General features: G+C 41.9%; 12 protein-coding genes. 2 read left to right on the top strand and 10 right to left on the bottom strand.

All coding sequences use genetic code 11. The features are described from left to right. The 9 genes from dnaJ to gpr all read right to left on the bottom strand — a co-directional run bounded on the left by dnaJ (position 1) and on the right by gpr (position 10,891). The gene (dnaJ, locus tag ID12_RS16310; protein WP_008342467.1) at positions 1–1,134 is read right to left on the bottom strand and encodes a molecular chaperone DnaJ; all 1,134 of its coding nucleotides are present in this window, start codon (positions 1,132–1,134) and stop codon (positions 1–3) included. 165 nt (positions 1,135–1,299) lie between these two features. Continuing rightward, positions 1,300–3,138 carry a molecular chaperone DnaK gene (gene dnaK / locus ID12_RS16315; protein WP_008342469.1) on the bottom strand — a complete coding sequence of 613 codons (1,839 nt, stop codon included), beginning with the start codon at positions 3,136–3,138 and terminating at the stop codon, positions 1,300–1,302. A 24-nt stretch (positions 3,139–3,162) separates the two neighbouring features. Next, positions 3,163–3,720 carry a nucleotide exchange factor GrpE gene (gene grpE, locus ID12_RS16320; RefSeq protein ID WP_050827429.1) on the bottom strand — a complete coding sequence of 186 codons (558 nt, stop codon included), beginning with the start codon at positions 3,718–3,720 and terminating at the stop codon, positions 3,163–3,165. 63 nt (positions 3,721–3,783) lie between these two features. Continuing rightward, complete coding sequence (hrcA, locus tag ID12_RS16325) at positions 3,784–4,815, bottom strand: heat-inducible transcriptional repressor HrcA (RefSeq protein WP_008342473.1); 1,032 nt, start codon at positions 4,813–4,815, stop codon at positions 3,784–3,786. 81 nt (positions 4,816–4,896) lie between these two features. After that, complete coding sequence (hemW, locus tag ID12_RS16330) at positions 4,897–6,036, bottom strand: radical SAM family heme chaperone HemW (protein ID WP_050827431.1); 1,140 nt, start codon at positions 6,034–6,036, stop codon at positions 4,897–4,899. A 114-nt stretch (positions 6,037–6,150) separates the two neighbouring features. Continuing rightward, on the bottom strand, positions 6,151–7,989 hold the full coding sequence (gene lepA, locus ID12_RS16335; protein ID WP_008342476.1) for a translation elongation factor 4: 1,839 nt from the start codon (positions 7,987–7,989) through the stop codon (positions 6,151–6,153). 165 nt (positions 7,990–8,154) lie between these two features. Then, a complete protein-coding gene (locus ID12_RS16340) occupies positions 8,155–8,487 on the bottom strand; it encodes a YqxA family protein (protein ID WP_017367631.1) in 333 nt (110 codons plus the stop codon). A gap of 13 nt (positions 8,488–8,500) precedes the next feature. Continuing rightward, positions 8,501–9,709 (bottom strand): stage II sporulation protein P, encoded by a 1,209-nt coding sequence (locus ID12_RS16345; protein ID WP_050827433.1) that lies wholly within the window; start codon positions 9,707–9,709, stop codon positions 8,501–8,503. Between the two features lie 66 nt (positions 9,710–9,775). Further along, a complete protein-coding gene (gene gpr / locus ID12_RS16350) occupies positions 9,776–10,891 on the bottom strand; it encodes a GPR endopeptidase (RefSeq protein WP_008342483.1) in 1,116 nt (371 codons plus the stop codon). Positions 10,892–11,089: 198 nt separating this feature from the next. Between gpr and rpsT the strand changes: the two genes are divergently transcribed. Next, positions 11,090–11,356, top strand: coding sequence for a 30S ribosomal protein S20 (rpsT, locus tag ID12_RS16355; protein ID WP_008342485.1), 267 nt, complete (start codon positions 11,090–11,092; stop codon positions 11,354–11,356). 134 nt (positions 11,357–11,490) lie between these two features. Here the strand turns inward: rpsT and holA are convergent, their stop codons facing one another. Continuing rightward, the gene (gene holA, locus ID12_RS16360; RefSeq protein ID WP_048001522.1) at positions 11,491–12,510 is read right to left on the bottom strand and encodes a DNA polymerase III subunit delta; all 1,020 of its coding nucleotides are present in this window, start codon (positions 12,508–12,510) and stop codon (positions 11,491–11,493) included. Between the two features lie 238 nt (positions 12,511–12,748). Here holA and ID12_RS19160 point away from each other — a divergent pair, with 238 nt between their 5' ends. After that, a complete protein-coding gene (locus tag ID12_RS19160) occupies positions 12,749–12,883 on the top strand; it encodes a YqzM family protein (RefSeq protein ID WP_008342491.1) in 135 nt (44 codons plus the stop codon). Positions 12,884–12,919: the final 36 nt, after the last annotated feature.

Consider the following 12,919-nt stretch of genomic DNA (forward strand, 5'->3'; position numbering starts at 1 on the left):
TTACTCGCCTTTAAATGCGCGTTTCACCTTATCGAAAAAGCTCATTTCTTGTTCGTCCGGTTTATTTCCGCTCACTTCAGCAAATTTTCTAATGATATCTTTTTGATTTTCAGTTAAATTCGTCGGTGTTACGACGCGTACAACGATATGCTGATCGCCTTGACCATAACCGCGTACATTTTTTACACCTTTTCCTTTGAGTCTAAACTTCGTACCCGTTTGTGTGCCCGCAGGAACTTTTAATTTGACTTTCCCATGTAATGTCGGCACTTCAATTTCATCACCTAGTGCAGCCTGCGCAAAGGTAAGCGGCATTTCGCAGTAGATGTCATCTCCATCTCGTTCGAAGAATTCATGCGCCCTCACATGGAAAACAACAAATAGATCGCCTGGAGGTCCTCCATTTACACCTGGTTCACCTTGACCAGATACTCTAAGCTGCTGACCATCGTCCACACCTGCTGGGATCGTCACATTGATTTTCTTACGCTTACGCACTTTACCAGATCCACCACATGTTGAACACTTATGTTCAATTTGTTTACCAGTTCCGCTACAGTAGTTACATACTCTGCGGTTGACTACTTTACCAAATGGCGTGGATTGCTCGACATTTAGTTGACCTGATCCGCCGCAATGTGAGCATGTCTTCGCCTGTGTTCCAGGTTTTGCACCTGATCCATGACACGTTTCACATGATTCCTCGCGGGGAATCTCGATCGTTGCTTCTTTCCCAAATGCCGCTTCTTCAAATGAAAGGGTCATTGTATATTGAAGGTCCGCTCCTTGACGCGGTGCATTTGGATCTCTTCTTCTGGCTCCGCCGCCAAAAATACTAGAGAAGATGTCATCAAAGCCGCCGAAGCCGCCAAAGTCTCCTCCACCGCCAAATCCGCCGCCACCAAATCCTTGGTTTGGATCGGTGTGACCGAACTGGTCATAATGTGAACGCTTTTGATCGTCAGAAAGGGTTTCATAGGCTTCTTTTACTTCTTTGAATTTATCATCTGAGCCAGCTTCTTTATTAATATCAGGGTGATACTTTTTTGAAAGCTTGCGGTATGCCTTTTTGATTTCGTCCTTTGAGGCGCTCTTACTCACGCCAAGCACTTCATAGTAATCACGCTTACTCATCTCTTCACACTCCCGATTTTCTCACATAAATACGATTGTATCATTTTAAATTGATCTTTTTCAATTCCTTTTCATCGTTGAAAAGAAAAAAGTCAAAGCCAAGAGATCCTGACTTTGACTTTCTGACGAGTACGTTTCAGCAGTCTTTTTCAAAAGTAAAGGTGATTATTTTTTCTCTTGATCGTCGTTTACTTCTTCGTATTCTGCATCCACTACATTGTCATCTGCTTTTTGAGCACCTTCAGCGCCTTCTTGCTGAGCTTGTGCTTGTTTTGCAGCTTCTTCATAGAGCTTTGTCGTTAATTCTTGAACGATTGTTTGTAGCTCATCTTTTTTCGCTTTGATGTCTTCAAGCTCGCCTTTTTCGATCGCAGCTTTTAGCGCATCTTTTGCATCATTCGCTTTTTTCACTTGCTCTTCATCGATTTTGCCTTCAAGATCTTTTAATGTTTTTTCTGTTGTAAACACTAATTGATCTGCTTCATTGCGCACTTCGATTTCTTCTTTTTTCTTTGCATCTGCTTCAGCATTTTCTTCTGCTTCTTTGACCATTTTTTCGATCTCATCATCAGAAAGACCTGAAGAAGATTTGATTGTGATGTTTTGCTCTTTGCCTGTACCCATATCTTTCGCACGTACGTTGACAATACCGTTTTTATCGATATCAAAAGATACTTCGATTTGTGGTACGCCGCGTGGTGCTGGCGGGATATCAGTCAATTGGAAACGACCTAATGTTTTGTTGTCTGCTGCCATTGGACGCTCACCTTGTAAGACGTGAATGTCTACAGCAGTTTGGTTGTCAGCAGCCGTTGAGAATACTTGAGATTTACTTGTTGGAATGGTTGTATTACGTTCAATCAGCTTTGTGAATACGCCGCCCATTGTTTCAATTCCTAAAGAAAGTGGTGTGACGTCAAGAAGAACAACGTCTTTGACATCTCCTGTGATAACTCCACCTTGAATTGCCGCACCAAGTGCAACCACTTCATCAGGGTTTACGCCTTTATGAGGCTCTTTACCTGTTTCTTTTTTGATTGCTTCTTGTACTGCAGGAATACGAGTTGATCCACCAACAAGGATAACTTTATCAATCTCGCTAGCAGATAGACCAGCATCTTTCAGTGATTGACGTACAGGTGTCATTGTACGCTCTACAAGGTCTGCAGAAAGCTCTTCGAATTTAGCACGCGTTAGCGTTAATTCTAGGTGAAGAGGACCTGCATCTCCAGCTGTGATAAATGGCAGTGAGATTTGTGTAGAAGATACACCAGAAAGATCTTTTTTCGCTTTTTCAGCAGCATCTTTTAAACGCTGAAGCGCCATTTTATCTTTTGAAAGATCAATGCCGTTTTCTTTTTTGAATTCAGCCACTAGATGATCGATGATGACTTGGTCAAAATCGTCTCCACCTAGACGGTTGTCCCCAGCAGTTGAGCGTACTTCAAAGACGCCGTCTCCAAGCTCAAGGACTGATACGTCAAATGTACCGCCGCCAAGGTCATATACAAGGATCGTTTGATCTTCATCTGTTTTATCTAAACCATAAGCAAGTGCAGCTGCTGTTGGTTCGTTGATGATACGTTCTACTTCAAGACCAGCAATTTTACCAGCATCTTTTGTTGCTTGGCGCTCTGCATCGTTGAAGTAAGCAGGAACTGTAATAACCGCTTTTGTTACTTCTTCGCCAAGATAAGCTTCAGCATAAGATTTAAGGTGTTGAAGAATAATTGCAGAGATTTCCTGCGGCGTGTAGTTCTTGCCTTCAACTTCTACTTTATAATCTGTACCCATATGTCTTTTAACAGACATGATGGTGTTCGGGTTTGTAATTGATTGACGCTTCGCTACTTCACCTACTTGGCGCTCTCCATTTTTAAAAGCGACAACAGATGGTGTTGTACGTGCTCCTTCAGCGTTTGCAATAACTTTTGGCTCGCCGCCTTCGAGTACTGCAACGCATGAGTTTGTTGTTCCTAAGTCAATACCAATGATTTTACTCATATTCGATGACCTCCCATTATGTAGTTATTGATTTACTTTTACCATTGATGGACGAATAACTCGGTCTTTGAGTTTATAGCCCTTTTGCAATTCTTCTACAACGATGTTTGAATCGTAGTTTTCATCTTCAACTTGCATGACGGCTTGATGAAGGTTTGGATCGAACTCTTTGCCGACAGCTTCAATTGGTTCAACGCCTTCATTTTTCAACGCTTCTACCAGCTGGCGGTAAACCATTTGCATACCTTCTAACAAACTTTTCGTCTGCTCATTGTCTGGATCGATTCCAAGCGCTCTTTCAAAGTTGTCGAGAGCTGGGAGAAGGTCGCTGACAACATGTTGAGAACGATATTTTTGCACGGTCTCCACTTCAGTTCGAGCACGGCGTTTATAGTTTTCAAAATCTGCTTGAACACGCAGAATTTTGTTTTCTTTTTCATCTAGAAGCTGCTGCAATTCATAAATCTTCTCTTGGAAGGCAGACTGTTCATCGTGCTTTACTTCCTCAGTTTCTGCTTGAACTGCTTCTTCTTGTGCTTCAACCTCTGCTGCTTGCTCAGGTGTCTGTTTTTCTTCTGACATTGTGTTCACCTCCCTCAAAAGATTCAATTATACGAAGGGGCTGTGCCCCCATCTTTTATCACCCTACTCATCATACAAATTGGAAAGTGCGTTTGACAAGTCTTTTGATACATGATGCAAAAGACTAACGACTCGCCCGTAATCCATACGGGTTGGACCAATGACAGCGATGGAGCCGAGTGATTTTTGATCAATCGCATAAGTTGCTGTGATTAAACTGCAGTTCTCCATTGCTTCCAAATTGTTTTCTGAACCGATTTTAATGGTGATTCCTTGCTGATTTGGATGAAACAGCTGCATGACATCGTTCTTTTGTTCAATCAGCATCATGAGTGAACGAATGCGGTCAATGTCATGAAACTCTGGCTGGTTCAACATATTAATCTTCCCGCCAAAGAAAAGTTTTGATTCATTTTGTGTTGAAGTGAATGTGTTACCAAGTGCATCTAAAATATGATCATAGTCTTTTAAATGCGTGCGAAGGAGCATCACTACTTCTTTATACATCCTGTCCTTCAGCTGATCCATCGGGACTCCGGCTAAGCGGCTGTTTAAAATATTCATCAGCTTCTCAATATCGGAGACATCAAGATGCTCAGAGAAGGTAATGGTTTTGTTTTCAACATGCCCGCTGTCTGTAATCATAATCGCTACTGCTTTATTAGGCTGGACGGGGACAAGCTGAATTTGCTTCAATCGATTTTCACTTAGCTTTGGACCAAGGACAATCGATGTGTAGTTTGTGAGATCTGATAAAATTTCCGCCGATTTTTGAACTGTTTTTTCCAGCTCAAAAATTTTCTCCTGAAATACTGACTGGATGAGCACAAGCTCTTTAGATGACAGTTTTCGCGGAGAGAGCAAATGATCTACATAATAACGATATCCTTTTTCGGAAGGAATTCTTCCTGATGAAGAATGGGTCTTTTCAATAAAACCGAGTTCCTCCAAATCAGCCATTTCGTTTCTAATCGTCGCAGAGCTGAATGTAATGTCTTCTTTTTTGGAAAGAGTCCTTGATCCAACTGGCTGCGCCGAACGAATAAAGTCATTAATAATGACTTGTAGAATCAAAAGCTGACGATTTGTTAACATCATCATCACCCCTGTTAGCACTCTCTTTCAACGAGTGCTAATTGTATAAACAAAATTACCAAACTCAAATTAAAATGTCAATTATAACTCACCGAGAAACGCTTGAAATACTTCATTTCCTAACAATTTTCCTTTTCTTGTTAAATGAATGCCAATCTCATCCTGTTCAATGAGACCTTTTTCTGCTAATTCTTCAAGAATGGCGGGAAAGAGTGCTTCTGGTGATGCTCCAAATTTCGCTTGAAAGTGAGCACTTTTCACGCCTTCAATTTTCCGCAAACCTAAGAACATTTCTTCTTCGATCTGTTCTGCTTTTGTCACCTGATGCGTTTCCTTATATGGAAACCCTGTTTGTTCAATGAGCTCTAAGTAATGCTTCACTGGTCCAGCGTTCACATTACGGACGCCATCTACATACCCGTGCGCTCCAGCGCCAAAACCAAAGTAATCTTCGTTGCTCCAATAGGTGAGGTTATGCTGGCTTTCAAAACCTGGTTTGGCGTAATTGCTAATCTCATATTGTTTGAGTCCGTGCCGCTCCATTTCATCCATGACGAGCTCATACATTTCAGCCTCACGTTCTTGCGGTGGTAAATGCAGTTTCCCTTTTTGCATCAAATTGTAAAAGACCGTCTTTGGCTCGACAATCAGCGAATAAACCGAATAATGTTCTGCACCTAATGAAAAAGCGGTCTCTAGTGAATGCATGACATGATGCTTCTCTTGATGAGGCAAACCAAACATCAGATCAAGACTAATGTTGTCAAACCCAACTGCTCTTGCTCGCTCGAAAGATGTGAGAACATCTTTCTTTTGATGAACCCGTCCGATTTTTTTGAGCAGGTCATCTTCAAATGTTTGAACACCAAAGCTCAGCCGATTAACACCTGCTGATTTTAAGACATTCAATTTCTCAAGCGATAGTTCGTCTGGGTTTGCTTCTACTGCAAACTCGATTAAGTTCTTGGTTGGTTTTAATACGCGGTGAATGCTGTCCATAAGCTGATCTAACTGGCTGGTTGTCAGTGATGTCGGGGTTCCCCCGCCAATAAAGATCGTCTTTAGTTCTTGCTCCCCTTTTTGATCGATCGTGTGCTGCATTTCTTTTTCAAGAGCGGCTAAGTATTCATCGACCGGCTGGGTTTTTATGAAAAATTTATTGAAGTCACAGTAGTGACAAATGTGCTCACAAAATGGGATGTGAATGTATGCTGCTTTCATTTGTTGACACCTTCTTTACAGGTAAAGAGCCGCAGTTTATCGCTGCGGCCTCTTCGTTTGTTTTCGACTATAAACGTCAAGGCGAGCATTGTAAAGCAGGTTGCCTTGAGGATGTTATTTTTTCGGTGTGCTGTCGTCCATTTTCAGCACGGCCATAAATGCTTCTTGTGGGACTTCTACAGAACCCACTTGCTTCATGCGCTTTTTCCCTTCTTTTTGCTTCTCAAGAAGCTTTCTTTTCCGGGAAATATCTCCACCATAACACTTCGCTAGTACGTTCTTGCGCATTGCTTTAATGGTAGACCGAGCAACAATCTTTTGACCGATCGCTGCCTGAACTGGCACTTCAAAGTGCTGGCGCGGAATCAGTTCTTTCAGCTTTTCTACAATGATCTTTCCGCGTTCATATGCATAATCGCGGTGAACAATAAAGGAAAGAGCATCGATTTTTTCGCCATTAAGCATGATATCCATTTTCACTAGAGTGGATGGGCGATAGCCGATCAGCTCGTAATCAAAGGATGCATACCCTTTTGTATTGGACTTTAATTGATCAAAGAATTCGTATACGATCTCTGCCAGAGGAATTTCGTACACAATGCTCACGCGGTTTGCATCAAGATATTGCATATCAATGAAATTGCCGCGCTTTCCTTGGCAAAGCTCCATCACAGAACCAACATAATCATTTGGCACCATCATTGTTGCCTTCACGTATGGCTCTTCAATTCGCTCAATCTTTTGCGGATCAGGCAAATTGGATGGATTATCTACAACGATTTTTTCTCCGTCTGTCATATACACATCGTAAATAACACTTGGCGCTGTCGTAATGAGGTCGATTTTAAATTCACGTTCAATCCGTTCTTGGATGATTTCCATATGAAGCATGCCAAGGAAGCCACAGCGGAAGCCGAAGCCAAGTGCTTGGGATGTCTCTGCCTCATATTGAAGTGAAGAATCATTTAATTCAAGCTTTTCTAACGCTTCACGCAAGTCGTTATATTTCGCTGTGTCAATTGGATAAAGGCCGCAGTACACCATTGGGTTCAGCTTTCTATATCCAGGCAGAGCTTCTTTCGCAGGGTTTACCGCACTTGTGATCGTATCCCCTACTCGTGTATCACCAACGTTTTTAATGGCAGCTGTTAAATAGCCAACATCTCCAACAGTGAGTTCGTCTGTTGGCATTGCTTTCGGTGTAAATACGCCAACTTCAAGCACTTCAAATTCTTTGCCTGTCGCCATCATCTTAATTTTTTGACCCGGTTTTACGGTTCCTTCGACAATTCGTATGTAAGCAATGACGCCACGATACGCATCGTAGAGAGAATCAAAAATGAGGGCTTGAAGTGGTGCTTCTGGATCTCCAGCTGGTGCCGGCACCTTTTCGACGATTTGTTCTAAAATATCCTCGATCCCGATGCCCGCCTTAGCAGAGGTGAGAACAGCTTCAGATGCATCCAACCCGATGACATCTTCAATTTCTTGTCTTACACGTTCAGGTTCTGCACTCGGCAGATCAATTTTGTTAATGATCGGCAGGATTTCTAAGTTGTTATCAAGAGCTAAATAAACGTTCGCTAGTGTCTGTGCTTCAATGCCTTGTGCTGCATCCACCACAAGAATTGCACCTTCACAGGCAGCTAGGCTTCGAGATACCTCATAGGTGAAGTCGACATGCCCTGGTGTATCAATCAGGTGCATAATATATTCTTCTCCATCCTTCGCCTGATATTTCAGCTGAACAGAGTTTAATTTGATCGTAATGCCGCGTTCACGCTCTAAGTCCATGGAATCAAGTAATTGTTCTTTCATTTCTCGTTGCGTAATCGCCGCTGTTTTTTCCAAAATACGGTCAGCCAATGTGGATTTCCCATGGTCAATATGGGCGATAATGGAGAAATTTCGAATTCTTGATTGCCGTTCTAATCGTTTTTCTTTATCTGTCACAATCTATCACTCCTACTATAAAACGCGGGTTGCGCTAGGTTAGATTATATCAATAGGGCTGTAAAGATTCAATCGAAATCAAGAAAAGCCGCTCATCGGTTAGCGGCTTTCACGAAAAGGTGTGATATCTTATGAAATAACATCCAACATGATGCTTACAACAGTTTATTTACCATTCACCCAATCATAAAGTGTACGGGCTGCATGCGTCATACCTTCTGATAATGCTTTTCCGGCCTTAGAGAAGGCATTAAAGCTCTCCATTTCTTCTAGCTGCTTTTGTTTTTCTGCTAAGTCTTTTTGTGTGACAGCTGTTCCGAGGATAGAAGCTTCTTTTTCTTGATCATCATTCGTTTGGACAGTGAAGGCCCCTTTTAATTGCGGATCATGATACCCTTTCATTTGAAGCATGCCATTATTAGCTTGCTGCATTCCTAAAAAGACACCGAATAGCAATACGAGCGATAAAATAATGGTTTTTCCGATAAATGAGCCCATGTCCTCCACCACCTTAAGACCGTTTTTTCTCATCCTTTGCTTTGCCGTCTACCTTTTCTGCGTCCCAGAAAATTTCACTGAACACATCAGCTGCTGCATTGGATGCGTTTTTCAGTTCTTCCATATTATTATCCACACCGCCAAATTCTAATAGGAGGGCTTTGTCAGATAAATCTTGATTATAGATTCCATTATCACCAATTTCTCCTTTGGCAAACACACCGACACTAAGTCCTTTATATTTTTTCTCCATCAAATGGTGGAACTCTGTCGCCAGCTTTAAGTTTTTCTCATAGCTTTGATTCTTCTTCCCTACAACAAACGCGATTCTCGCATATTTCTTGCCTTTGATTTCTACTGTCGTATCTTTCTTTCTTCTTGAATCCCGGTGAATATCGATTAAGTAATCTAGGTCATCATTTTTAGCGAGAGCCTCTTTTACAACCAATCTGGATTCATTATATGATTGAGGATACTTCAACCCTTTTTTCAGCAGTCTTTTTTCAATTTCTGTTTTATCCACTGTGTTGCCGATTCCTTGCTGATCGAGCGCTTTACCAAACATCTCCCCGACAAGGGTGACGTTCACTTTTGAGTGGCGCGCATTGTTTGGGTTTGTTTCTCCTTTTAAAAATGGTAAATATGATTCCGTATTATGTGTGTGATAAATGTATACAGCTTTTCGTTTTCCTGTCGACTGGTCCGGCTCTTTTGCAGGCGTTTTCGGTTCATCTTCATCAAGCTTGTCCAGCTCAGCTAGATTTGCTTCTTTTTCATCTTTGATGACTTCACTTGGAGGCGGCGATTCCATTGGCATATTCGTATAGTCTGTACCTTCACCTGCTAGGATGATTTTTGTATCAAAATGTTCAAAGCCTGGCAGCTCTCTTCCTAGAAAACTGCGGGGGTCTTCTAAATTGATACTTGTGGCAAGTTTGAGTGACAGCCCGGAGAAATGAAATCCTTTTTGATCTTCTGGGACTGCTGAGGAAAAATATTGATTTTCCATCCCCATTAGAGTTGCAAAGAATGCCCCTGACAGCTCATCTGCCACACCATATAATGATGCTTGAGGCCTAAGCTCAGGTTTTAAAGACGTCAAAGCCCCTGACATGACAAACACAACCACCAGAGAGACAATAAACAAAAAAATACTCTTCACTACTTTTGTTCCATTAATCGCAACGACCAACTGTCGAGGACGGCGAGGTCTTTTTTTCATGATTTACTCCCTCCAGCACGCTTTCTAGTAATTACACTATGAGCGAGCTAGAGAAAGTAGAACTGTTTAATGATTATAGGAACCCATGTTGTCTTGAGAGATTTTTTGATGAAGTGCTGTATTTAACCCATTGGCGAGTACGTTCGCCATGTCATCAATGAATGTATCCACTTCTTTCGGTGTGACCATTAGATTTTGTCCAAGCGGTGCAAGCACTTCATGGATCAACTGTCTTTTTTCTTCTTCAGGAAGCGTTCCGACGATTCCTAAAAAGGATTGACGCGTTTCATCATCTGGCAAATCCTCTTCATTCAGCACTTTTTTCTTCCCAAATGTCAGACCCGCTGGTACTAAAGATCGGGAAGGTCTATCATCTTTCAGTTCTCTACCAAAATGCTTTAACACGTAATCAATCGTGTCACTTGCGATCGTGACTGCATCGACCACTGTCGGTACACCAATGGCAATGACTGGAATCCCCAAGGTCTCTTTGCTTAATTCTTTTCGTTTATTTCCGACACCCGATCCTGGATGTATACCTGTATCAGAAATTTGAATCGTCGTATTCACCCGTTCTACTGCACGTGCAGCCAGTGCATCGATGGCGATCACAAAATCTGGTTTAGATCGTTCAATGACACCTTGTATAATGTCACTTGTTTCTATACCAGTCAGCCCCATGACCCCAGGCGATAATGAAGACACTGGGCGATAGCCTTCCTGCACATTCTCAGGCTGTAATTCAAATAAATGGCGTGTCACCAGTAAATTTTCAACTGTAAGCGGCCCTAAAGCATCAGGCGTGACATTCCAGTTTCCGAGTCCTACGACAAGACAGCTCGCATCTGCCTGAATGCCGTGATCTTTTAAAAACTGAGCAAAATGATGGGCAAAAACTTCAACCACTTTTTCTTGCATCTCAGAGTCTTTCTCCCGAATTCCTTGCGCCTCAAGCGTCAAGTATGTCCCCGCCTTTTTTCCGGTCAGTTCTTCTCCTTCTGTCGTAATCTCCACAGTGCGGATGCGGATGCCATGCTCTTCCTTCTCCTTCTCAACAATTCCTTGAATACCGTCCTTTTTGACCACATTCGGATCGTTCTCTTGTTCTAGTATCTCTTTTGTTTCAACGGCCAAATCGGTCCGGATTTGATAAGCGCTTAAATCGAGTTTCTGTTTCTTCATGAAAAGGCTCCTTCCATCAAGTAATTAACAGTAGTCTTTCCATCTCGTTCAAGAAACATTCGAGCGCTTCATCAATGAAAAATACTTTACATTTATATTGCATTCTAAAGGTGTGTTTGATAGAATACAATTTGTTCTATTGTGAAGATTTAACCTTAAGACAATTGTGTTTAGGTTGTATCTTAGGAGGTGAAACACATGCCAAATATTAAATCAGCGATCAAACGTACAAAAACGAATAACGAACGCCGTGCACACAACGCAACAATCAAGTCTGCGATGCGTACTGCGATTAAACAAGTTGAAGTTTCTGTAGCTAACAACGATGCTGAGCAAGCAAAAGCTGCTCTTTCTTCTGCTGCAAAACGCATTGACAAAGCCGTTAAAACTGGTCTTGTACACAAAAACGCAGCTGCGCGTTACAAATCAAGACTTGCGAAACAAGTAAACGGACTTTCTGCATAATGTTTGCAACGCCTCAGTGATGAGGCACCTGTTTAACTGTACGTCCGTCCTGAACGGCTCAGCCATAAGGACAGACTGGCAATTATACATCTAAACAAAAACGACCCTCTTTTGAGAAGGTCGTTTTTTTATGTTCAAGCCCCTAATAGCCGAAGCAGGAACAATTCTAATAATAGCTGCTTGTCCTTTTTACCCGTTTTCATTTCATAATCAATCGTGGAGAGCTCTTTGACGATGTACTTTAGCTCTTCTTCTGAAAACAGTCTTGCCTGATCCATCGCGAGTTTGACCCGGAATGGGTGGACTTTCAGGTTTGACGCAATTTGTTTTTGCCCGTATCCCTGCTGAGCAAAGTACTTTGTCTGCAATATCAACCGAAATTGATTTGAAATGAGTGCCAATATTTTAATGGGTTCCTCATTTTGCTTTAGGAGGTCATAAAACATTTGCATCGCTTCAGACCGGCGCCTGTTCACGATTTGGTTAATCAATTCGAAAATATTCTGCTCCAAACTTCGTGCAACGAGCTGATTGACATCCGCCAGCTCAATTTCCTCTCGCTGCCCAATATATGTACTTAGCTTTCGAACCTCTTGAAAAAGTGAGGACAGGCTCCCGCCACATAACATGACAAGCTGTTCTGCCGCTTCAGCAGAGATTGTTTTTCCTTCTGTTTTCACTAATGTGATGGTGAAATCCGTTGTTTCTTTCGGATTTAACTCTTTCGCCTCAACCACAGCCGCTTTCTTTTTTAACAATTTGGTGATTTTCTTACGTTCGTCCAGTTTCTCATATGGCGCTAATAACACGAGAATCGTATAGGGTGCTGGCTTTTCTAAATAAGCTTCTAACACAGAAAGCTGATGCTCGATCTTTTCTTTTTTCTTTTCTGCAGTGAGGAAATAAGGGTTCTTGATCACAACGAGACGCCGCTCTCCCATAAACGGAAATGTTTCTGCGTCCGTCACAGCCTGCTCAAGCGGCACCTCTTCCATATCGAAGACAGAGTAATTAAAATCCTTTGTTTCTTCGTCGACGACAGCTTGTCTCAATTTTGCAGCTGTCTCTTGAAGTAAATACGTTTCTTTTCCATATAAGCAATAAACGGGATTGATATCCCCTTTTTTTAAATTGTTCCATACTTCAAAGACCATTCGCTTAAATCCCTCTCTTTCACTTCCTCCTCTATCCTAAAGTGTGTAGAGACATTAGTAAAGAGGAAGCTGAAAGTGCCGCCTCCTCATTTATAGTAAACGTCTCACGTAAGCTCCCGGGTCAGCTTACAGTCAGACGATATTCACAAAATGATCATGAAAATGGAAAACGGTTACTTTACCTTCTAGCAATTCCAAATGAGTTCAAGTATACTAAAAATAGCCAGGAGGGATGAAAATGAATGAATTTGAAAAGAATGTTCAAAGCAAGCGGAATGATGTGACCGACTCAGCTGTTGGTTTTATCGTCACATTCGGATTTTTCGCCTCAATGTTTATTTTGGCAACAGTGATACACCTCGTTGGATCTTAACTACATGAATGCAAGATGACTGCCGTTTTGGCAGTT

Source organism: Bacillus altitudinis, from assembly GCF_001191605.1.
GTDB lineage: Bacteria > Bacillota > Bacilli > Bacillales > Bacillaceae > Bacillus > Bacillus altitudinis.

Coding starts and splice junctions, on each gene's coding strand:
- ID12_RS19160 (WP_008342491.1), top strand. CDS start 12,749: ATGAATGAATTTGAAAAGAATGTTCAAAGCAAGCGGAATGATGTGACC.
- holA (WP_048001522.1), bottom strand. CDS start 12,510: ATGGTCTTTGAAGTATGGAACAATTTAAAAAAAGGGGATATCAATCCC.
- ID12_RS16340 (WP_017367631.1), bottom strand. CDS start 8,487: ATGGGCTCATTTATCGGAAAAACCATTATTTTATCGCTCGTATTGCTA.
- hrcA (WP_008342473.1), bottom strand. CDS start 4,815: ATGTTAACAAATCGTCAGCTTTTGATTCTACAAGTCATTATTAATGAC.
- dnaJ (WP_008342467.1), bottom strand. CDS start 1,134: ATGAGTAAGCGTGATTACTATGAAGTGCTTGGCGTGAGTAAGAGCGCC.
- rpsT (WP_008342485.1), top strand. CDS start 11,090: ATGCCAAATATTAAATCAGCGATCAAACGTACAAAAACGAATAACGAA.
- grpE (WP_050827429.1), bottom strand. CDS start 3,720: ATGTCAGAAGAAAAACAGACACCTGAGCAAGCAGCAGAGGTTGAAGCA.
- hemW (WP_050827431.1), bottom strand. CDS start 6,036: ATGAAAGCAGCATACATTCACATCCCATTTTGTGAGCACATTTGTCAC.
- dnaK (WP_008342469.1), bottom strand. CDS start 3,138: ATGAGTAAAATCATTGGTATTGACTTAGGAACAACAAACTCATGCGTT.
- ID12_RS16345 (WP_050827433.1), bottom strand. CDS start 9,709: ATGAAAAAAAGACCTCGCCGTCCTCGACAGTTGGTCGTTGCGATTAAT.
- gpr (WP_008342483.1), bottom strand. CDS start 10,891: ATGAAGAAACAGAAACTCGATTTAAGCGCTTATCAAATCCGGACCGAT.